Origin of the sequence: Coleofasciculus sp. C1-SOL-03 (assembly GCF_040220555.1) — a bacterium.
Taxonomy (GTDB): domain Bacteria; phylum Cyanobacteriota; class Cyanobacteriia; order Cyanobacteriales; family Coleofasciculaceae; genus Coleofasciculus.
Window position 1 is genome coordinate 11,033 of record NZ_JAVJUO010000087.1, and the last position, 22,968, is coordinate 34,000.

The following is a 22,968-nucleotide window of genomic DNA, read 5'->3' on the forward strand; positions in this document are numbered from 1 at the left end:
ACATGGTATTATCATCATCTCACGTAAACCACCCTGAAAATAATTCCGCGATCGCGACTGAAATCCAAACAGCGGCGCATCAATTTCATGTCCTGGATCAAGTCCCGATGGGTAACTGTGTCCTGCGATCGGATTTAGTGGTTTTATATTGGAATCGCTGCTTGGAAAACTGGACGCATCTCTCCAAACAGCAAATCTTAGGTCAAAAAATTACCGATCATTTCCCCCACCTGAATCATCCCAAATATACCACCCGTCTCCAACAAATTTTTACTGGAGGACCCCCCACTGTCTTTTCCTCCCAACTTCATGTCCACCTGATTCCTGCGCCTTTAGCCGATGGAGGATTACGGATTCAACATACCACCGTTACCGCCATTCCTAGTGAAAAAGATGGCGAGTATTATGCTTTATTATCGATTCAAGACGTTACCGAACTCACCCAACAAGTTCATAACTATCGCACCATGAGAGATCGGGCGATCGCGGAAATTCAAGAACGCCAACGCACCGAAGAAGAATTAGCCGACTATCGTAATCATTTAGAAGAACTGGTCGCCGAACGAACCGCTGCACTCCAGACAGCTAATGAACAATTAAGTGTCAGTCAAGCCAATTATCGTAGTATCTTTGAAAATGCAGTTGAGGGCATATTTCAACGTACCCCGGATGGCATCTATATTAGTGTTAACCCCGCCTTTGCCCAAATCCTCGGCTATGCTTCACCCAGCCATTTTTTACAGTCCCTAAAAAATATTGAACAACAATTTTATGTTAATCCGGATGACCATCAACGTTTAACCCAACTCATTCAAAAAAATAAAGCCGTCTCTAAATTTGAAACCCAGGTTTATCGCCAAGATAAGCAAAAAATTTGGATTCGCAAAAATGCCCGTGCCGTTACCGACCTATCGGGAACTATTCTCTATTATGAAGGCTCAATTGAAGACATTACCGAAAGTAAACTCGCCGAAGAACGACTGCGAGAAAGTGAAGAACGCTTTCGCCTCTTAGCTGACACCGCCCCCGTTTTAATCTGGTTAGCCGGAACGGATAGTAATTGTTACTTTTTCAATCAAACCTGGTTAGAATTTACCGGACGCACCTTAGACCAAGAAAGAGGGGATGGCTGGACAGAAGGGATTCATCCTGATGATTATCACTATTGTATCGAAACCTATTCCAACGCCTTTAAAGCCCAAAAACGGTTTCGCATGGAATACCGTTTACGCCGACATGATGGCAACTATCGCTGGATTTTAGCGACAGGCGTACCTCGGTTTACCTCCAATGGTCACTTTACCGGATATACTGGTTCCTGTATTGATATTACCGATCGCAAACAAGTTGAAGAACGACTGCGGGAGAGTGAAGAGAATTATCGTTCAGTGATTGAAAGCGTTAAAGAAGTCATTTTCCAAACCGATGCAACCGGAGTCTGGACATTCTTGAATCCCGCGTGGACAGAGATTACTGGCTTTACCTTAGGAGAAAGCATTGGCACCAATTTCCTAGAGTATATTCATCCCGATGATCGCCAACGTAACGTAGACCTATTTCAACCCTTACTGGAACAAAAAAAAGACTATTGCCAGCATGAAGTTAGATATCTCACCAAAGATAGCGGATATCGCTGGATTGAAGTTCATGCCCAATTAACCTTTGCCCCCGATAATACCATCACTGGAACCTCTGGCACACTTCGCGATATCACTCACTACAAATGGGCAGATGCCCAACTCAAAGCCAGCGAACAGAAGCTGCGCCAAGTCATTGATTTAGTTCCCCATTTAATCTTTGCCAAAAATAAAGCCGGTCAGTTTATTTTGGTCAATCAAGCCGTCGCTGATACTTATGGAACCACCGTCGAAGCATTACTAGATCGGGCAGAAACAGAGGTTGCCCCATCAGTAGATGATGCCCATCAATACCGAAAAGCTGACTTGCACGTTATTACCAGTGGAGAAACCCTTTATATTCCCGAAGAAACGATTACCAATGCTAAAGGCGAAACTCGAATTCTGCAAACAACCAAAATCCCCTTTTGTGTCGCTGACTCCGATGTTCCCGCTGTCTTAGGCGTATCCATTGATATTAGCGATCGCAAGCAAGCCGAGAACGCGCTTCAGCAACAATTAATGCGAACGGTTCTGCTAAAGCAAATTACCCAAGAAATTCGCCGCAGTTTAAACACCAAAGAAATCTTTCAAACCACCGCCAGCCAAATTGGTCAAACCTTTGGCGTCAATCGCTGTATTATTCATACCTACCTGACGGAACCGACACCAGCCATTCCTTTAGTGGCAGAATATTTAGAAGCGGGTTATGAATCCATTCTCCAATTAGAAGTTCCTGTGCAGAGAAATCCTCATGTTCAACAGTTACTAAAACAAGACAAGGCAATCTCCTCACCGGATGTCTATGCCGATCCATTGTTGCTAGGCTGTACCCAACTCTGTTGTCAGATTGGATTAAAATCCATGCTGGCAATTCGCACCTCCTATCAAGGGGAACCCAATGGAATTATTGGCTTGCATCAGTGTGATTCCTACCGCCATTGGTCAAGTCATGAAATTGAATTACTCGAAGCCGTTGCCGATCAAGTCGGGATTGCGATCGCCCAGGCGCATTTGTGGGAACAGGAAACCCGCCAACGTCAACAATTAACTGAACAAAATGTGGCATTAGAAAAAGCTAGGCAAACCGCCGAAGCCGCCACCCAAGCGAAAAGTGAATTCTTGGCAACCATGAGTCATGAAATTCGCACACCGATGAATGCGGTGATTGGCATGACAGGGTTACTGCTGGATACTGACTTGACATCAGATCAGCGCTATTTTGCCGAAACGATTCGCAATAGTGGGGATGCCCTACTAACGATTATTAACGATATTCTGGATTTCTCAAAAATTGAATCCGGGAAAATGGAGTTAGAGGAACAACCCTTTGAACTCCGCACCTGCATTGAAGAAGCCCTGGATCTGCTAACGACAAAAGCCGCCGAAAAAAATCTAGAATTAGCCTATTTAATTGACTCCCAAACCCCCAATTGGATTGCCGGAGATGTGACGCGGTTGCGTCAAATCTTAGTGAATTTAGTTAGTAATGCGGTTAAATTCACCCCAACCGGAGAGGTTTTGGTTTCCGTAACCGCCCAGATTTTGGCGGATGAGGATGTAGAGACGTTGCATGCAACGTCTCCACCTCAGGGCGGTTTTGGCACTCGCTATCAGTTACAATTTGCGGTCAAAGATACAGGAATTGGGATTCCCCCTGATCGGATTCATCGCCTATTTAAATCCTTTAGCCAGGTTGATTCATCAACCTCTCGCCAATATGGGGGAACAGGATTAGGATTAGCGATTTGTAAACGCCTGTGCGAAATGATGGGAGGTCAAATGTGGGTAGAAAGTGGCGGATCAGTCGCCGGAAATCCGCCTGCGGGATGGATAGCCACTGATAACGGAGAAGAGAGTTCGGCAGGTTCAACCTTTTACTTTACAATTTTGTCTGAATCCATCCCCGATTCAGCCGTAGTAGAACAACCCATCTGTGACACTCACCTAGCAGGAAAACGGCTATTAATTGTTGATGATAATACGACAAACTGCCAAATTTTAATCCGACAAGCCCAGTCTTGGGGGATGCTGTCACAAGCTACGGAATCCGGTCAAGAGGCGTTAGCATGGCTGTCTCAAGGTCAAGAATATGATATTGCCATTCTAGATATGCAGATGCCAGGAATGGATGGGATTACCTTGGGAGAACAAATCCACCAACAGTTTAAAGGTAAAGAATTCCCCTTATTAATCTTATCGTCCATGGGGAAACCTGAGATTGCCTCTGGAGTCGTGGAAGCGAATTTTGCTGCCTTTTTAAGTAAGCCAATTAAGCAATCGCAACTCTACAACTTGTTAACGCAAATCCTGAGTGGACAACCGACAAAAATCAAGCGATCGCCTGTAGGTTCTCCCTCTCTTGATCCCACTTTGGCGCAACGAATCCCCCTGCGAATCTTAGTGGCGGAAGATAATAAAGTGAATCAACAATTAGCCCTACAGTTATTGCAGCGCATGGGATATCGCGCCGATGTCGCCGGGAATGGATTGGAAGTCATTGAAGCCCTGCGCCGTCAGCCTTATGATGTGGTGTTCATGGATGTCCAAATGCCAGAAATGGATGGCTTAGACGCCACCCGCCATATTTGCCAGCAATGGTTACCCGCAAACCGCCCGCGAATTATTGCCATGACAGCCAACGCCATGCAAGGCGATCGCGAAAAATGTTTGGAGGTAGGAATGGATGATTATATCAGCAAACCGATTCGCGTCAATGAATTAGTTCGGGTTCTGTCGCAAAGTCAGCCGACAGAGGAACCGCCCGAACCCGCACCCCAAACTGAGTCAGCCCTTGACCCCCAAGTCTTACAAACCTTTCACGACATGATGGGCGAGAGTGCGACTGAGATGTTGCATCAATTAATGGATATTTATCTAGAAGATACCCCCGCCATGTTGGAAACGCTTAAAATAGCCCTGCAAGAGAATAATTTAGCCGCTTTGCAACACACGGCTCATACATTAAAATCATCGAGTGCCGCATTAGGGGCGATTAAATTCTCCCAGCTTTGTCAAGACTTAGAAAATTTAAGCAAGTCTCAAGTGACAACAGGTTTATGTGAACTCGTTGCCCAAATTGAATCCGAGTATCAACGAGTCAAGCAAGAGGTCATAAACTATAAGATGTAGGTTGGGTTGACGCGCCGAAACCCAACCAAATTCACGGATAGCATCCTTGACTACGAACCCAATTTAATGTATCAAATTAGGGTGCCTGATCCACACAAGGGCGGGTTTTGTTGTTCATTTATTGGTGGATATCTGAATTGAGTGGCTAAACCCGCCCCTACAGTACAGACGTGCCATGGCATGTCTCTACATGACCGCTAACTGGGGGTAATCAACCACCAATCTAGCCGTTCAGCCAATCGGCGTAGTTCTATTAAGAAGTTTTACGGAAGTCTTGACTGGGGGAAGTAGTCGATAATCAAAATAACCATCACAAGCTGTATAGAGGCACTGTTCGATGATTATACCGTCCCTGTTGATTCTGGCGATCGCTCTCGTCGCGGTTTACATTCATACCCATGTCGCAGAGGAATTAGTGCAAGTAGGGGCAACGATCATTGCGTTACTTTGTCTGGTGTTGAATCTGATTTTAGCGCCACTCGCGATAAAACTGCTAATTGTCGGGTCTATTTTACTCACAGCAAAACGGGCTTCATTAGCACTTTTCAACTCTCTTCTCCAGTAATTAGTTTATATTAATAAACACCTGATTTAACACCAAGGCATAACAGGTAGATCAAGGGAGTTTACTATAGTGCTTAATAAATCGAATTTCCCTTTTGATTGCCGAAACCCTTGATATCTCGTAGGGTGGGCATTGCCCACCAGCCTTAGTACCACTTCCAACAGGCTTGGTTGTAAAAAACGGATCAAAAATATGCCGACATACATCTTCACTTATTCCACATCCGTTATCGGCAATGCGAATAATAATAAATTGGGGATTAGGAATTGGTGATTGGGAAATGATACCCTGTTCCCTAAGCAGGGCGGGTTTAGTCACGTTAGTGGTTTTTTGGGTAACATTCTCGGTCAAACCCGCCCCTACAGATCGGCTTCCAGACGCTTCTGGCTTCACGGAAAGGAACATGGCTCCCCTGCTCCCCAATCCTATCGCTCTAACGGTTTTTTTAGTATTCTAAGTTGTAGAGACATTCCACCAGAATATCTCTACAATAATGTTACGATTGGTTTAAATTCCTAGAAATTCCCCCAACCCGGACAAAGCACATTCAACAGTTCAGGCGGAATCTCCTCATAATGTTCCAGCACAAAGTCCATAAAGGCGAGATGGCGCAAATCTCGCTTGTTGAGGACGGCGGTAATTACGACCTCTTCTGAACCAACTATCAACAGTAGACATGGAACGGGAACAGATAAAAGCCATCGTTTCATGATTCACCAGCCATTTCGCATAAAACTGTTGCGGCGTCATTCCCAGTTGACAGTAACCGTAGAGGTCAATTAAAGCCTGTTCGCGTTCAGTGATAGGACGAGGTGTCATCGGCTTTCCTCCCAAGGTTCCAGGTCATCTTCCCAAGCCGTATCAGCCACCAGCCACCGGGAACTGGGGGAACATTTGTCAAGCCAAATCAGGTAACACCATGTCCAACCACAATGGTGAGACGCAAAGCCGTAGAATCTGCCGATCGCAGTTCCCCAGTCGGGAGATGTTGGCGGATTGGGGAGTTTCGGGTTGAGGCTGTCTGCGCGATCACGAATCCATTAAACAAACATAAAACAAATACCCCGCAACCGAAAAAGTCCAGATGTTAGCATGACGTGCAGAATATGCGCGTGAACTAACAGTAGATATGCCCAAGGGAAAAAAACGAATGCGGGGGAACCCCGTTGATCAGGATGAACTCAAGCAAAGACTCAATCTAACGGTTACACCGACGGGGGCGCGTGGACTAGAAGAAATCGCGCAGGAATTGGGGCTAAAATCTAAAAGTGAGTTAGTGGATCAAATTGGGCGTAGGCGGCTAATCGTTTCTCCGAATCCAGGCGTTGAGAAGGAGACAGAGGAGTGAGATTAATCTCTTTTCGGGGTTTTCCTGTCCTCAGAAAAGATATAGATACAAAAAGACGAGCTGCTTTGGTAAAATAATAGATTTGTCTCAACCTTAGAATCAGAGACAGCAACGCCATTACCGCGAGGAGACTAGGTGAGTCGAGAACAACTAACCAACGATATCTGGCGTGCTTGTGACATCTTGCGCCGCGACAATAACTGTGGCGGTGTGATGGAGTATGTGGAACATCTGTCCTGGTTACTGTTCTTGAAATTCCTGGATGGACAGGAAGATGTCTTTGAACAGGAAGCCAAATCAGCCAACCGTAAGTATACAAGGGTTATCAGTAGACAGTATCGCTGGTCTAACTGGGTGACAAAGGCTTTGGGGAAAAAGGGACGCCGTACTATTGCGGCGTGGGATGATCATCAGTTGATGGAGTTTGTCCGAGGTGAACTCATTCCTCACTTAGCGTCGTTATCGGGTTCACCGGAACGGGAAGTCATTGCTGGGATATTCCGCGATCGCAACGTGATTATCTGCGACTCACCCGAAAACCTCAAGGACGTACTGAAGATTGTTGATCAGATTGACTTCACCAATCCTGACGATATCTACACCGTCTCTCACATCTACGAAGACTTACTCAAGCGCCTCGGTAGTGAAAATAAGATGGCTGGAGAGTTTTACACTCCGCGTCCAGTGATTCGTTTTATGGTAGAGGTCATTGATCCTCAAATTGGCGAGACAGTTTACGATCCCGCCTGTGGAACCTGCGGATTTTTACTGGAGGCTTTCTTACATACGCAGAAGCAGGAGAAAACACCAAAAGACCGAGAAATTCTTCAGCGTCAAACCTATGTCGGACAGGAGAAAAAGCCATTACCCGCCTTGCTTGGCACAATGAACATGGTGCTTCATGGCGTTTTAGTTCCAGATATACGACGGCGTAATACTCTCGCAGAAGATATCCGGGATGGGTCAGGACTCTTTGGTGAGACGTTTGATGTGATATTGACAAATCCACCCTTTGGTGGAAAAGAAAATACTCGGATTCAGAAGAATTTCCCCGTCAAAGCCAACGCGACTGAACTCCTATTTCTGCAACACGTTATGAAAAAGCTCAAACCTAAGCAGGGGGCGCGTTGTGGGATAGTAGTACCTGAAGGAACGCTTTTTCGGGGTGGGGCTTTTGCTACTGTGAAGAAAGAACTGCTTGATGATTTTAATCTGTTCATGGTTGTGAGCTTACCCCCTGGTACATTTGCCCCCTATTCCGATGTTAAAGCCGCATTGCTTTTTTTTGAGAGAGGGGAACAACAAAAGGAGGTACTTTATCAGGAGATAGCCTTACCTGATGAACTTAAGAAGTTCAGCAAGGTGAACTCAATTTCAGATGAGCATTTTGCGGAAGCGCGTCAGGTTTGGCAACAGATGAAGGCTTACATTCAGGGCAAGTCTCCTAGACCAGAGCTTACAGAGAATAGCTGGACTGAAGATTTAGAAGAATTGAGAAAACGTGACTATGATTTAACGGCTAGAAATCATCGTCGCAATGAAGACGAAAACTTGCCAGAACCAAGGGAAATCATCGAAACTTTAATAGAAAATAATCGACAACTTAAAATAAGACTAGAAAAATTACATAAAATGATTAGTGATAAAGATCTATGAATAGTAGTTTCTTAAAATCAAATAATAAGTTATTGGATATTCCTGAAAATTGGCAAAGTTTACAACTTGGTAATATTCTCAAGCTTGACTATGGAAAACCTCTTCCAGCAAGAGAAAGAAATCCAAATGGACAGTACCCCGTTTTTGGATCAGGTGGTCAAATAGGCTTACATAGTAAGCCCTTAACAAAAGCACCTGTAATAGTTGTTGGACGTAAAGGTTCTATTGGTTCTATCTTCTATTCCTCCAAGCCCTGTTGGTCTATTGATACTACCTACTATATTGATGATTTCCCCTATTACTTAAATCCTAAATATGTCTATTTTTTTCTAAAAATTATTGATTTAGAAAAACTCAACAGAGCAGCATCTATTCCAGGTCTAGGAAGGGATGATGTATATGCTTTTGGTATACCAATCCCTTATCCGAATAATCCTATTTTCTCCCTTGATGTTCAAAATCGCATTGTATCTCGCATCGAATCCTGGCTGGGTGAATTGAAAGGTGATCACCAGCTTCTGGACAAAATACGTCGGGATACTAGCCGATTTCGAGAAATGAAATTGGAGGAAATTTTTGAAAATTTGCCGTCAGCTAGACAACCACTGATGGATGTTATTGAATCACCTCCCAGAAACGGATGGTCGCCAAAATGTGATGATAACCCCAATGGAACTCCTGTACTTAAGCTGGGAGCAGTCTTAAGGTTTCAGTATAACCCCGATGAATTTAAGCGAACAAGCCTACCCACTGATCCGAATGCACATTACTGGCTGAAACCAGGAGATGTTTTGATATCTCGAAGTAATACAATTGAACTTGTCGGTCATGCAGCGATTTATTCAGGAACTCCCTTTCCCTGCATCTATCCAGATTTGATGATGCGAATTAGAGTGGAGCAATCAAAAGCTGACAGCCATTTTCTAGTTTATTGGCTACAGAGTAAAGAAGTACGCCATTTTATTCAATCTCGTGCTTCTGGAGCCAGTCCGACAATGAAAAAAATTAACCAAGGTCATGTTTGTAATATTCCATTTCCAGTAATTTCTGTAGAGGAACAACATCAATTAGTTCATTATTTAGACTCCATTCAATCTGAAGTTAACGAAATGTTGAGAACAATGCAACAAGATGCAAAACTACTTGAACGATTAGAACAGTCAATTCTAGAGAAAGCATTTCAGGGACAGCTATAGATTATGACAAGCGTCAACGAAAAGCTTAATCAAGTTTGGTCGGAATTACGAAAAGCTGGAATTACCGATGATTTAAGTATCATTGAATATATTGTTAGATTACTATTAGAAGAAAGTGGTGCAATAGTAGCTTCCGCAGATGACTCACGAATCCAAAGTCTTGTACCTAACGAGCCAGAAAATTTTGTATTAGAAAAGGACATCCCTAAAAGACCACCTAGAGACTTAAACATAGATATAGAAGCGATTAAAAAGTATCTCCGTCAAGCAGCAGAACAAGCAGGAGGAGCCGCTAAGTTATTTGACTATCATGTTCTCTTTCGCTTACCTTCCATGCTTCCAGGGGGACGCTATCCGACTCCTAGACACATTGTCAAGTTTATGCAGCGTCTTGCCGAAGTTGACCTCAAAAATCATAGTGTGGCAGACTTGGCTTGTGGCAGTGGTGGCTTGTTAATTGATCGCGAGATAACTAATCCTAGCAATGATGGAGTAACAATCGGTATTGATATTTCTCCGGAATGGAAACGACTTGCCTGGACTAATACTAGACTGCATCATTTTACTCCACGTTTGATCAACGGAAATGCGCTTCAGGTTTGCGGTTCAGAAGAATTGGCTACAAAAACTTTTGACCGCATACTCATCAATCCGCCTTTTGGTGAAAAGATTGATGAAAAATTAGCAGAAAATACTCTGGGGTATAAAGTTAGTAGCCGCAGCGAAACCGCACTGACTGCACTTGCCCTCCAAAAACTCGCACCCGCAGGAAAAGCAGCCATCTTAGTTCCTTCCGGTCTGCTATTTAGTAACAATACAGGTGAGAGAGAATTACGAAGGGAGTTAGTCGTTGACTATAAACTTGAAGCTGTCATCTCCTTACCTAAAGACGCTTTACAACCCTACAGTCCGTTACAAACTCACCTGCTGCTTGTGAGTCAACCCGAAAGTTCCGCCCAACCCTCAAAAAGTGGAGAAAATCTAATCTGGTTTTGGCAGCTTGAACAGGACGGCTACCCTAGTGGTCGAGGTCGTGACTTAACTCAAAATCCCGATGCATCAGCAAGTGACTTACCTTTTGTCACCAGAGTTTTCACTAATCCGAATTCCCCTCTTTTATTTCCCCAACAAAATCCTCGAATAGCCATCAGCAGAATAGCTGAAGGTACTTCGCTATTGGGCTTTGTTTGCCAAGCGACTTCGACAGAATTGACCTCGGTCACCTTTTATCCACACAATGAAACCACCTCTGCATTCCTGTTAACTGAGACTGCACCCATAGGTGAACAGCGCATCTGCGATCGCATCCCTTTGGATGGTAGTGAACCCTCACAGGTTGAAAATCCACAGCAGCTAATTAAAGACCTATACCAACTTAGACAGAAAGACCCTGATCCGGGTAAGCGGCTATTCTCTCAACCCGTAAAAGCAGCCGCAATCTCAGTTTTACCGGAAAGCCAAGCTATAGGAAGCAATAGAGTCAGACTCCTCGGTGTAGCGGTGCGGTGCGACACGATTCAAGCGCCAACCTACGATTTACGCCCAGAGCGTTATGTTGAAAAACAGGAGGAACCGCGTTCGACTGATTCTCCGGCTGAACTCCTCAGCCAAATTTACCAAAACCAGAGAAAGCTGTCTGGGCACATTGAGAGCCTATTTGGTCGCTTAGAACTCCCTGCGATCGCCAATCAACAACTTCCTTCTCCCTTGGCAAATATAGCATCCCTGGGAATTCTTGAAAAACTGAATCCAGAACAAAAGACCATTTGGGAGCGAATTCAGGCAAAAATAGAAAAAATTGATAGCCGTGATCAAGATAACCCACAAACCGCAGTACACTTTACCTTAGAGGAGTTGATCCAAGCGGATGACAGCGAGATATCAGAAATGACTCGCTCAACTATCGATCTCCTGGAACGCCTGGGAGTAATTGTCCCAGTGACGATTACAACTCCTAGCACCGATGAGTCAATTCAGTGTTATCGTCGTGTTACAGAGCGAGACTTGTGGCAGTTCGACTGAAGCGAATCAGAATTAGAGGGGGAGAGTATATGAAATTGAAACGACTCTACCTAGGAGATTATCGGGTCTTGCGTGACCTAGATATTCGCTTTTGTCTACCGACTGAACGCCGCCTAACTTTTACTCGCAACTATAGCCTTGACTTTCTCGTTGGTGTCAACGGCACAGGCAAATCAACTGTGCTGAAGATATTATGGAACTTAATGCAGCAATTAGAGGGAAATCCTTACATTGAATATCCCTTTGAACTGGAATATGAACTGGGAACGGATAACCAAAAACGCACGATTAAAATTTCTAATCGCCAAGAAGATCCGGAAACCGAAGAAATGATTTTTACCCCAGTTCCCTCAGCTTGGGAAAATGACCAACCTATTGCGATAAGTCGTGATATCTTACCGGAACTCGTCGTTGCCTTTACAACAGGTAGCGAAGGAGAATGGGATTTGGGTGGAGACCCAAAAAGTTTTGACAGTGGCAATTTAGCTGAACTACAAGACTTGTCTCAACTCGAACGAGCAATTCGAGAGTTACCCGGAAAGCGAACCAACTTGGGAATCACGGAGGGACAAAACACAAGCGAAGGGAGTCGCTGTTTGTTTATCAAAAACCATCAGCTTCCTTTACTCACACTTTGTAGTCTATTAGTCGATTTAGCCGAAAATTCGGATCAGTCAGGTTTAAAGGACGTTTTTCAAGAAGTATATATAAAACCCATATCAGGCTTTTCCCTGAAATTCCGTAAAACGCACGATCCCGCTTATTTAGGGGACTGGGATGATGTCAAAAGTTTAGCCCGGATAGCATCTTTATGTCTGCATCAAGGAAGTGATTACTTATTGGTGTTTGATTTGACTAGCACTGGACATTCCATTGCTAAAGATATTTTTAACAACTTCTCTAGTGGTTTGGAGTTGTTCAAAAAACTCTCCTTACTCGCTAATGTCGATGAAAATGGACAATCCGTTTTGAGAGAAGTCAATATCTTTCTAGAACGGACAAATTCCCCGCATCCCGAAACCAATCTAGACATTCCACCCTTACACCTGTTGGAGTGGCTCAGTGACGGGGAACGTAGTTTTTTAGGTCGGATGTGTCTATTTACTTTGTTAGGTACTACCGAAGCTTTGATTCTTCTAGATGAACCAGAAGTTCACTTTAATGATTTCTGGAAACGTCAAATTGTGCAACTCTTAGACGCCAAGCTCAAAGATCGCCATAGCCATGTTTTAATTACGACTCACTCCAGCATCACATTAACTGATGTTCCCAAAGAAGATATTGTCGTCTTAGATCGGAATGGCAACTACACGCAGAGTTCATTTAATCCAACATTGCGAACCTTCGGAGCTGATCCTAGCGATATCATGGTGCATGTGTTTGGTGCGCCACATCCTGCTGGAGCATCCAGTGTACACCGTATTGAGCGAGAGTTAGAAAACTCATTAAATCGAAGTCCCCATGAACGGCGAGAGGTACTCGAAGAATTGCTGAATAATGTCGTTGCTCAAGGATATTGGAGCTATCTAATTCGTCGCGAATTGCAAACAATTGAAAAGGAATGATTTATCAAGTAGAGTTACCTGCACTCACGCTTAAACGACTGACGGATGTAGTTTACCTACAAATGCGTTTACTAAGATACGCTGCTTCTAGGGAGACTCTAAGTCGGCAAACCTGTGAGCGTTATCTGCAAGGATATAAAAGGTTTCGAGGACGACATAAACAAATTGCTGATTGGCTTTGGCGAGGTTCAAAAAGGCGTAAACTTTTAGAGGATTTTGCTCAAGGTTCACGTCTAGAAAAACTTGAATGGAGCAGATGTTTGTTTCGAGAAGCGCTAGCATTTTTGACTAACCCAGTCGGTTCTCTTACACCATATAGGAAAAAAGCTGCCCCAGATTGGCAGCAAGCAGGCGCTGACTTTCTTCGCCAGTTCTATGAATATCTGGGTCAAGAACAAGAATTACCTGATTACTTTTTTTCAGAAAGAGGAGCAACCCAATTTAATAAAAATAACCTTAAATCTAATTTTTTTGAAAATACAACTAATAAGAAACTTCAAGTTTGCCCTGCTTGTGACTTTTCACCCTTTTCATCTAGTTGTACCCAAGTTGACCATTATCTTCCCATTAGCCTTTATCCACACCTTTCTTGTCATCCTTTTAACTTAGTTCCTACCTGTAGTGATTGTAATTCGTTAAGGGTAAAGAAAAATCATGACGTACTTCAGAGAAACTCAGGGAATCGACGTCAATTAGAAGATATATTTTTGATATACAAAGATTGTGGACTTGGAGACTTAACTTATTTAAAGCTTGAACTAGAAAAAGGCTATAGGTCTATAAGTTTGATGGAACTTAAGCCACGTAAAGGACAAAATCTCCGTGACTGTATCGACGCATACTGTGATGCCTACCAAATTCCAGATAGATGGTTAGAAATAGTGAAAACAATTGAAAACCAGCTTTTCAGTCAAATTAAACAATCTATGAAAGCAGCCAGAAGATACAGTCAGTCACTTAACATCTTTGATGTAGATCGTGAACTTACAGAACTGCTACAAAGCTTGTGTGAAGAACAAGGTAGAACACCCTTTGCATTTGCCATGTCTTGGTGGCTTGCCACTTTAATTGAGAGAGAATTAAAACCAGCTATCAGTAGTTCTCAGCCGATAGAGGTCAAAAATTTTCCCTTACTTGAGGAAATAGCTGATTGGATACGTCAGGATAACATACAACATCCTGCTTACACTCAAGAACCACACCTTAAGCAAGCCCGAAATTTAAGGAAAATAGTAGCAGAAGAAGGGTAGATTTATATTCTTTCTAACCCACCCGACAAGCAATTTATGTTTTCTCAACGATCGCGTAACTCCGAATCTGCCAAGGCGCTATCCTCAAGGCTTGCAGCGTTGGGGATTCTGGAGACTGATCCACAGGACGTTCTAACAAATCAACGCAACCCTCTATCGCCAACCCTAAATCACTATTTAACGAGAATTCCGCTTCTTCTCCCTGACATTCATAACACCGCAGAATCCAACGGTGGGGATTATCTTGCGATCGCTTGAACGCCATCACCACTAAATTTTCTGCCGATAACTCTAGCAAGGAACCCCTGGGGGGCAAAGCGTTAACATCCTGATTCGCCGTATCTTCTAGCCGGACGACTTGCAGGGGGAAATTTAACTCATATCCTCGCTGAACCGTTTTCGCCGCTTGCCAAGTTCCCGCATGAGGATAAACGGCGTAAGTGAAGTGGTGAATTCCGCGATCGGCATCGGGATGGGGCCACATGGGACTTTTGAGTAGGGTTAATCGGAGTTGAGAGGGTTGGGCGTCATAGCCGTATTTACAATCATTGAGTAGACTCACGCCGTAAGTTTCATCAGCCAAATCCGCCCAACGTAAGGCGGGAACCTCCCATTTGGCTTTTTCGGCGGGGGTTTGGGGTTTGGTGGGGCGTTGGATGGCGCCGCAGGGAATCTCATAGGTGGCATAGTCGGCTTCTAGGGTTAAGGGGAATGCGGCTTTGACTAATACCTGGCGTTCCTGCCAATCTACGGTTGTGGCTATTTTAAGTAGGGGTGAATCTGATGTCAGGATGTAGTCTTGGCAAAATTGGGATTGTCCTAATTGACGAATAACTTGGAGACGCGATCGCAGATTTCCTTGTTCTAGCCATTGAATCGATTTCAGTTGGGTTGGCGGTAAGGGATGTTGATGGTAATTGGGGTCAATATTCCAGGCGTCCCAATATTGTCCTTTGTCTTCAAAGGCTTGCAGTTGATTTCCTGCACCGCTTAATATTTCTCGTTGGTTTTGTTTATCAAAGATGCTGCTTAAGTCGCCAGTATTGGGATTGACGATAACTCGCAGGTATTCATTTTCGAGGATAAATTCGTTATTGGGATTGGGGTTATCGTTTTCTGGAGGAGTATCTGTGGGACAAAGCCAGACTATTTTATAGCCGATCGCGGGGATATCTTTTGCCTGAAATAGCAGATGGGTTTGACCCTTCGCTTCGCTTATAGGAAATCCGGTTTGTAGGGGCGGGTTTAGGGATTCTTGTTTTGCTATTGATGATAAATTGTGTTCAAAACCCGCCCTGACTAATGTTTGGCTGGGGATTTTTGCGCCGTTACTATCGTATAGTTGCCAGGTTTGATTGTTGGTGATTGGGAACTGTTTTTTCAACGCAGAGGTTCGCAGAGGTTCGCGCAGAGGGACGCAGAGGGAGATAGTAATGAGTTCTGAACGTTGCCAGTTGAGGGGGTTGAATATGATTAGGGGTTGGGCGTTGGGGTGAGGGGGTGAGGGGAGGGTGATTTTGGATGCGATCGCGTTTAGGGATTCGGCGATAATGGTTTGGGTTATTGTCTCGGCTTCTTGCCATGTTTGGTTGGCTTCAATGAAGACTTCGGGAATGGAGGTTCCGGGTAGGATATCGTGGAATTGATTAAATAGAACGTTTTTCCAGGCGGTTTCTAGTTGAGATTGAGGATAGTCTTTGTTGGTGATTAGGGTGGCGAGAGAGGCAAAGAGTTCGGCTTGATACAGTAATCCTTCGCAGCGACGATTCCAGCGTTTTTGATCAGCGTGGGTGGTATAACAGCCGCGATGGAGTTCTAGATAGAGTTCGTTAGTCCAAATCGGATTAGGAATGGGTAATTTGTAGGGGCGGGTTTTACTACTATCGTTATTTGTTACCCTGATGTGACTAAACCCGCCCTCATCTCCTCTATCTCTCATATCTTCCCTATCTTCCCTATCTTCCCTATCTTCCCTATTTTCTAACTGATTCTCAAGATTATGTAAATATTTCAACGCGGTGGTAAATTCTAAATTGGGGAAGAAGGGAGACTGTTGCCAACGCTTTGCCACGTTTAACATATCGCGAGTGGGACCACCGCCATGATCGCCTACACCGGGTAACCAAAAGATATCCTTAATTTTTGTTTGGGTTTGCCACTTAATCCCATAATTGGTCATGGTAATTGGATTCGTGTCCATGACTCCAGTAATATTGGGTGGTGACATTAAACTAAGAATTTTAGTTCCATCCGGTGATTGCCACCAAAAGAGGTGATAGGGGAATTCAGTGGTGTCATTCCAATGCAGCTTTTGGGTGACAAAATAGTTGATTCCGCCTTGTTTTAAGAGTTGAGGCAATTGCCACGTAAAGCCAAAACTATCTGTTACCCAGGCGACTTGACTAATTTGACCGAATTTCTCTTGGGTATAACGTTGACCATAAAGAAGCTGCCGGACAATGGATTCACCGTCAATTAAGTTGAGTTCGGGTTCAACCCACATTCCGCCAACTGTTTCCCATTTTCCGGCTATAAATTGTTGTTTAATTCGGCTAAATAAGTCGGGATGATTCTGTTCGATCCAGTCATAAAGGGCGGGTGTCGTATGACAATAGGTTAAATCAGGAAAGTCTTGCTGTAAACTGAGAACCGATTCAAAGGTTCGCACGGCAACATTCCAGGTTTCCTGAGTTGACCATAACCAAGCCATATCTAAATGGGCATGACCAAGTAGGTGGAATGTAGCGTTAGGGGTGAGGTTTTGGGATAGTAAATTTTGGCGCAATTGAGTTAGCGATCGCGTAAACTGATTAGCATCAGATACTCTCTGCCAGTCAATCTTAGCTACAGCAGCCGCCAGTGTTTCTAATTGTTCCGGTGCAAAGGCAGTTAAATAGTTCTGTAATACGGTTAATTCATCCGCCACAAATCCCGGATCAAGGGAGGTTGTTGATTCATAAATACAGGACGATCGCATTAAGCCACCGATATCATGACCTGGACTCACTAACCGCACCATTACGGTAATAATTTCCCCAGGACTAACGGCTGAACTGAGGAGGACTCTAGCGGAAGAATCAAATAAGTCTCCTTGTTGGACTAACTCACCATTAACAAAAATCTTGGCATCTTCTGCCCACCAGGTTAGGGCTAGCCGTAAGGTTAATCCGGCTAAGGGATAACCTTGTAAATCGTGGGGAATGATAAATTGTTGCCCGAACCACATTACTTGGCGTCCGGCTGACCAGATAATATAGCCTTTTTCATTGAGTTCACCTCTTGACCCGTTGGCAAAAATGTGGTTGCTGAGTTCCTCCAGAGGTAGGTCTTCAGACCACAATTTCCAATTGGTTTGCACATTTACCTGCGTTAAGGCGCGGAGTTTAGCAATAGATTCAGAAAGGAATGGTAATGGGGACATGGGAATTAAGGATAAAAGTTAATAGTTAACAATCAGAATTACGAAAATATCTGTCGCATTAATCCGTCTGGGGTTGAAACCCAAGGAAGCAAAAGCTTAAGTACGCTTTAGTTTACTACATTAAAGACGTTTAACCCGTTTTAACGGGTTTTAGCTTTGACGCGGAAATTTATTTCCCGGCTATACTGCATTAAAGGTTTGTCGTGGGTGATGCCAGCGTTTATGGCGCTAAAGCGCAACTACAAACATTCGCTAAAAAAGCGATAGAGTATGGAATAATAAATAGGTCATCGCTGCTTCTGCTTGCATCACCATGTCTGCTTCTACCCCAGGTCGCTACCGCAGCCGATTGTTCAATCTTATCAATCATCATTCTCGCCGATTCATCGATCGCGGTGAACGGGCAATCCGACATTTGAAAGTCGCGGCTGTTTGGGGAACGCAGATTCTCCTCTATCCTATCTATATGGTGGTTCAAGCCAGTCTCACCGTGGGGCGGCAACTTTCGGCAGAGGCAAAAACGGGATGGACTCGATTAAAAGCCTTGACCCAATCCCAACCGCCAGAACAACCGCCTGCTGTTGATACGCCGATTCAACGGGTTCTTCAGGAAGTCGCAACCTTACCTCTACCTGAACCATGCCCATGGAATTCGACGGGGCGGTTGAAACCGCAGCTACACAAACAAAACCTGCCTACGCAGGTTTCCCAATCCTCACGGGTAGAAATTCAAGGTGTAGCCACCCTCCTCACCACCCGAACCCTAGTTCTGGTTTCCGTCGCTAATGAAATTTTGGATATCCTCACCCCAGAACAACAGCAAAAACTGGCGGCGAGAATAAGCTGGGAATTGGCTACCCTGTATCGTCAGTGGCGCTTAGTTGCTAATTTAAAGGCTTCCAGGGTGCAACGCCAACTCAGTCACTTGGCTAAACCCTCTCTGTTTCTCCCCTTCAGACTATTCTGGCAACTCATGGCATGGGTGCAAACCAGTCCGGTTGCGATCGCGATTAATCTCTTTGGTGAGTCTACTTTAGTCCCTGTCAGGGATTCAGCCTTCTCAGAACCCGTATCAGACGCCGACATTCCCCAAAACTTTGCCTATTCCTGGTTGGAACGATTGACACCAGGGGGAACCTTAGCCGCGATCGATGATACCATTGCCCAATGGGAATCGTACCCGTTACAGACATCGAATCATGTTGCGATCGCACTCCGTCACCGCAGCCAAAGTTTACTGCAAACCTTCAAAACCTCGTTTATCACCTCTCGACAGTCAACTGATCCAACCCAGACATCAGCATCTCATCCCTTTTGGCTGATAGGATTAATTTACGCCGCGATCGACTACTTTTTTGGTCAGCGTAGTTCTCACCCATTCCATCACCAAGACACAACCTCAGTTAACCCCACCGAGGACATTAATCAACGATTCGCTAACTCAACAACTTCCGTCACCCTTCCTGGAACAGAATTTACGTATAAAACTGAACCTGATCCATGGTTAACCTGGGATGATTTATTTGGGTGTCCAAACCCCACGTTCACACCGAATTCTGCTGTCACTAACTTTATTGGCTTGCAGGGAAACGTTCAACCAACGTTACCCCAACGTTTCCCAGACTTTACAGTCAAAAAATTGGCTATCCGGAACAACCCTATTGGTGCTATCCTCCAGTGTTTTGGTTTCTATAAACAAGCTGAAACCCTACGGGTCACTGATCAAAAACACCCCAATGCACAACAACAATCTGTTAGGTTTGGGCAGAGTATTCAAGCTAAATTACTACGTTGGATTCCTCTGTTTAACCTAACCGAAAACGTCGATCAAAACCACAACCAACTTACTCACACCCAAACGCAAATAGTTAACTCTTCCCCGCCACTGTTATATCCAATAGCATTACAAATTCCAGGACTTTCGACATTAGGAAATAATTTAAAACATGAAACAGTTGTCAAGGTATTTCCGGCGACATTATCAGAGCAAAATCCGACAAGTTTGCCTGATTCTTTACCCTCCTATTCATCTTTGCCGTTCTCTTTTCATTCTGCCTTATCTTCACCATCCGAACAACCTATTTCCTATGCCCACAACCATGATATCGAACCCGCGCCCGACTGGATTGAAACGGAGGCAATTTCCACAGGATATGTTAAACATCCCTTAGAACAAATTCTAGAATGGTTAGATGTAGGAATGCTTTTGCTGGAGGAGGTAACGATTAAAGCTTGGCAATGGATGCGACAATTTTTTACCAAGGACAACGGATGATATTAAGTTAGGTTGAAGGTAGTGGGGAAGATGAAGTGATGGGCGAGTCATGTTCCAGACGTGATGCAAGAAGCGTCTGTGTGTAGGGGCGGGTTTAGGGACTAATATTGAATGTTATCCCTAGCTTGGCTGCAAAACCCGCCCGACCAAATGTTCGGTATGTAGGGGCGGGTTTAGGGACTAATATTGAATGTTATCCCTAGCTTGGCTGCAAAACCCGCCCGACCAAATGACGTAGCTTGCTTCTCGCGATAGCGAGTATGACAAATGACAAATATAGGGAATTAACTTTCAGTGTAATCAGTGTGACTCACCCCTCACTTCCCTACCCCAATCTCTCCAATAAATCTGTGAAATCAGTGTTTTGACAAATGACATAAACAAATGACGACTTATGACTATCCCGCGCACAATTTGCCTCGGATTCTTAGCCATGATTACCGTAGGCACATTTCTGTTAATTCTACCGTTCTCTACTCATGATGGCACCTGGACTGATCCAATTACCGCCTTATTTACCGCTACCTCGGCTGTCTGTGTCACGGGTTTAGCTGTCGTCGATACGGGCAGTTATTTTTCGGGTGTCGGTCAGTTTTTTGTCCTTGCCTTATTCCAGCTTGGCGGGTTAGGCTATATGACAACCACGACCTTTATGTTACTCTTAGTGCGTCGGAAGTTTAACTTGCGCCATAAAATAGCGATTCAACAAGCGTTTGATCGCCCAGGTTTAGAAAAAAGTTCGTTTGTTATTCGCTCAATTATTGCCACAGCATTAATTTTTGAATTAACCGGGTTTTTCCTGTTGTTACTCGTATTTGTTCCAGAGCAAGGCTGGAATCAAGGATTGTGGTTATCTCTTTTTCACAGTATTAGTGCCTGGAATAATGCGGGATTTAGTTTGTTTTCCGATAGTTTAATGAGTTATCAGTCCTCTGAATTGTTACTTTTGATTATTTCGGGACTGATTGTCTTGGGTGGAATTGGTCAACCCGTCATTTTTGAACTGTATCTCTGGTTACGCGATATCTTCAAGTATAAACGTGAGAAACTAACCTTTTCACTGAATTTTAAAGTTGTAACCAGTACAACGTTATTCCTGTTAATCCTAGGAACAATCGCCTTCTTCTTTGTCGAAGTAAATAACCCTAACATTTTAGGGAATTTAAGTTTACGGGATAAACTTTTAAGCGCTTGGTTTCAGTCGGTGACGACAAGAACGGCAGGATTTAACACCATTGATATTAGTCAAATGACAGCAGCGGGTTTATTTATGACAATTGCTTTCATGTTTATCGGTGCAAGTCCCGGCGGAACCGGGGGCGGGATGAAAACGACAACCTTTCGGGTATTGGCGAATTGTACGAAGGCGATTTTACAAGGAAAAGAGGAAGTTTATCTGTACAGACGTCAGGTTCCGCTCAACCTAATTTTAAAAGCCACGGCGGTTCTGGTTGGTTCTGTCACCACTGTCATTATTTCGACCATTTTAATTGCGATCACTGATCCTCATGTTCCGTTTATTCAACTCCTCTTTGAAGTGGTATCGGCTTTCGCTACAGTGGGACTTTCAACGGGCATTACCGCCAGTATCTCGGCGTTGGGAAAACTGATTTTGGTGGCAACCATGTTTATCGGACGGGTGGGAATTATCGCATTTATGGCAACCCTCCTGGGAGATCCCCGTCCTAGCCACATTCATTATCCGGAAGAAAATCTACTTGTAGGATAATGCTAATCTAATGGGTGTAGGGTTATGATGGATAGTATTTAATTGAGGAAAGGACAAGGGTGTGAGTTGGTCATCTGTAGGGTTCTGGCGGAAGCTGAATCGCGAAAATAAGCAATTTGCTGTGATTGGTTTAGGGCGTTTTGGTCGAGGCGTTTGCTCCTCCCTACACCATCTGGGACATGAAGTTTTAGGAACGGATATTAATGAAAAACTGGTTAGTCAAGTCTTGACCGACCAAATCGCCGCCCATGCGATTCAACTCGATTCCACCGATCCCAAAGCGTTGAAAGAGGCGGGAATTTTTGAGTTTGATACGGTGATTATTGCGATTGGCAACTATTTACAGGAAAGTATTATTACTACGCTCAATATTAAGGAAGCGGGTGTCCAACATGTGGTGGCTAAAGCGTCTTCAGAAGTTCATGGTAAATTGTTAGAACGGGTTGGCGCGGATCGGGTGATTTATCCAGAATATGAAGCGGGTTGTGCTTTGGCGCGATCGCTAACTCAGCCTTCTATTTTAGATCGCTTTGAGTTAGACCCGAATCACAGTATTGTCGAGATATCCGTTCCTGAAGAGTTTAATGGCAAAACTGTGATGGAACTGCAACTGCGGAATCGCTATGGCTTAAACTTGTTGGCAGTTGGTCAAGATGAACAGTTTGAGATTAATCCCGCCCCCACAACTCGTCTGTTTAAAGGGTTTGCCATGGTGGTAATTGGTTCAAACCGAGATATTGAGCGTTTGCCGATTTAAGTATAGCAACCGCCATAGCGGTTAGGACACATCATTTATGTAGAGACGTTGCATGCAACGTCTCTACAATGGTGCCGAAAGTCCTAATCGATGTGTCTACTGCTATACATACCATTTTCAACAGGGCGGTTGAAACCGCAACTAAACAAACAAAACCCGCCTTCGCGGGTTTCCAAACCCTTTATTTTTCGTTTACCTATTTAGGGCGTGCTGCACAAGTCGGAAACCCTTATATTTCAAGGCTTTGAGGCAGTTGTTCTGCGGCTGTTGTGCAAGAAAATAAGACAGGATTTGTAAAAAACCTAGCACCTAGCGTGAGAAAGATACTCCTAGGACAACGATTGTGGGTTGGATTAAACCCTCTTCCCTTCTGCCTTCTGCCTCCTGCATAAAAGCCTTTTCCCCACCACAAGACTTATTCAGCAGACCCTATTTA

General features: G+C 44.2%; 15 protein-coding genes. 11 read left to right on the top strand and 4 right to left on the bottom strand.

The features are described from left to right. The first annotated feature begins 2 nt into the window (after positions 1–2). Positions 3–4,748 (top strand): PAS domain S-box protein, encoded by a 4,746-nt coding sequence (locus tag RIE73_RS15500; protein WP_446402023.1) that lies wholly within the window; start codon positions 3–5, stop codon positions 4,746–4,748. A 337-nt stretch (positions 4,749–5,085) separates the two neighbouring features. Continuing rightward, positions 5,086–5,313 (top strand): riboflavin synthase subunit alpha, encoded by a 228-nt coding sequence (locus RIE73_RS15505; RefSeq protein ID WP_446380053.1) that lies wholly within the window; start codon positions 5,086–5,088, stop codon positions 5,311–5,313. Positions 5,314–5,364: 51 nt separating this feature from the next. Here the strand turns inward: RIE73_RS15505 and RIE73_RS15510 are convergent, their stop codons facing one another. From RIE73_RS15510 to RIE73_RS15520, 3 genes are all read right to left on the bottom strand, one after another. After that, on the bottom strand, positions 5,365–5,718 hold the full coding sequence (locus RIE73_RS15510; protein WP_446402024.1) for an ATP-binding protein: 354 nt from the start codon (positions 5,716–5,718) through the stop codon (positions 5,365–5,367). A 165-nt stretch (positions 5,719–5,883) separates the two neighbouring features. Next, on the bottom strand, positions 5,884–6,132 hold the full coding sequence (locus RIE73_RS15515) for a hypothetical protein (protein ID WP_446402025.1): 249 nt from the start codon (positions 6,130–6,132) through the stop codon (positions 5,884–5,886). A gap of 88 nt (positions 6,133–6,220) precedes the next feature. After that, positions 6,221–6,361, bottom strand: a complete 141-nt coding sequence (locus RIE73_RS15520) for a hypothetical protein (RefSeq protein WP_446402026.1) — start codon at positions 6,359–6,361, stop codon at positions 6,221–6,223. Between the two features lie 102 nt (positions 6,362–6,463). Between RIE73_RS15520 and RIE73_RS15525 the strand changes: the two genes are divergently transcribed. The 6 genes from RIE73_RS15525 to RIE73_RS15550 all read left to right on the top strand — a co-directional run bounded on the left by RIE73_RS15525 (position 6,464) and on the right by RIE73_RS15550 (position 14,350). Then, complete coding sequence (locus tag RIE73_RS15525) at positions 6,464–6,661, top strand: hypothetical protein (protein ID WP_446402027.1); 198 nt, start codon at positions 6,464–6,466, stop codon at positions 6,659–6,661. A gap of 135 nt (positions 6,662–6,796) precedes the next feature. Then, positions 6,797–8,317 carry a type I restriction-modification system subunit M gene (locus RIE73_RS15530; protein ID WP_446402028.1) on the top strand — a complete coding sequence of 507 codons (1,521 nt, stop codon included), beginning with the start codon at positions 6,797–6,799 and terminating at the stop codon, positions 8,315–8,317. After that, a complete protein-coding gene (locus tag RIE73_RS15535; RefSeq protein ID WP_446402029.1) occupies positions 8,314–9,513 on the top strand; it encodes a restriction endonuclease subunit S in 1,200 nt (399 codons plus the stop codon). Before RIE73_RS15530 ends, RIE73_RS15535 begins: the two co-directional genes overlap by 4 nt. Before the next feature lie 3 nt (positions 9,514–9,516). After that, positions 9,517–11,535: an HsdM family class I SAM-dependent methyltransferase gene (locus tag RIE73_RS15540; RefSeq protein ID WP_446402030.1), complete on the top strand. Its 2,019-nt coding sequence runs from the start codon at positions 9,517–9,519 to the stop codon at positions 11,533–11,535. A gap of 29 nt (positions 11,536–11,564) precedes the next feature. Then, entirely contained in the window at positions 11,565–13,100 is a 1,536-nt protein-coding gene (locus RIE73_RS15545) for an AAA family ATPase (RefSeq protein WP_446402031.1), read from the top strand. Further along, complete coding sequence (locus RIE73_RS15550; protein WP_446402032.1) at positions 13,097–14,350, top strand: HNH endonuclease signature motif containing protein; 1,254 nt, start codon at positions 13,097–13,099, stop codon at positions 14,348–14,350. The genes RIE73_RS15545 and RIE73_RS15550 overlap by 4 nt, the downstream gene beginning before the upstream one ends. Positions 14,351–14,384: 34 nt before the next feature. On the opposite strand, the gene RIE73_RS15555 is transcribed toward RIE73_RS15550, so the two are convergent. Continuing rightward, complete coding sequence (locus tag RIE73_RS15555; protein ID WP_446402033.1) at positions 14,385–17,771, bottom strand: alpha-mannosidase; 3,387 nt, start codon at positions 17,769–17,771, stop codon at positions 14,385–14,387. Positions 17,772–18,084: 313 nt separating this feature from the next. Between RIE73_RS15555 and RIE73_RS15560 the strand changes: the two genes are divergently transcribed. From RIE73_RS15560 to RIE73_RS15570, 3 genes are all read left to right on the top strand, one after another. Next, the gene (locus RIE73_RS15560) at positions 18,085–20,046 is read left to right on the top strand and encodes a hypothetical protein (protein WP_446402034.1); all 1,962 of its coding nucleotides are present in this window, start codon (positions 18,085–18,087) and stop codon (positions 20,044–20,046) included. Positions 20,047–20,440: 394 nt separating this feature from the next. After that, positions 20,441–21,775 (top strand): TrkH family potassium uptake protein, encoded by a 1,335-nt coding sequence (locus RIE73_RS15565; RefSeq protein WP_446402035.1) that lies wholly within the window; start codon positions 20,441–20,443, stop codon positions 21,773–21,775. Positions 21,776–21,836: 61 nt separating this feature from the next. Then, a complete protein-coding gene (locus RIE73_RS15570; protein ID WP_446402036.1) occupies positions 21,837–22,532 on the top strand; it encodes a potassium channel family protein in 696 nt (231 codons plus the stop codon). The last annotated feature ends 436 nt before the right edge of the window (positions 22,533–22,968 follow it).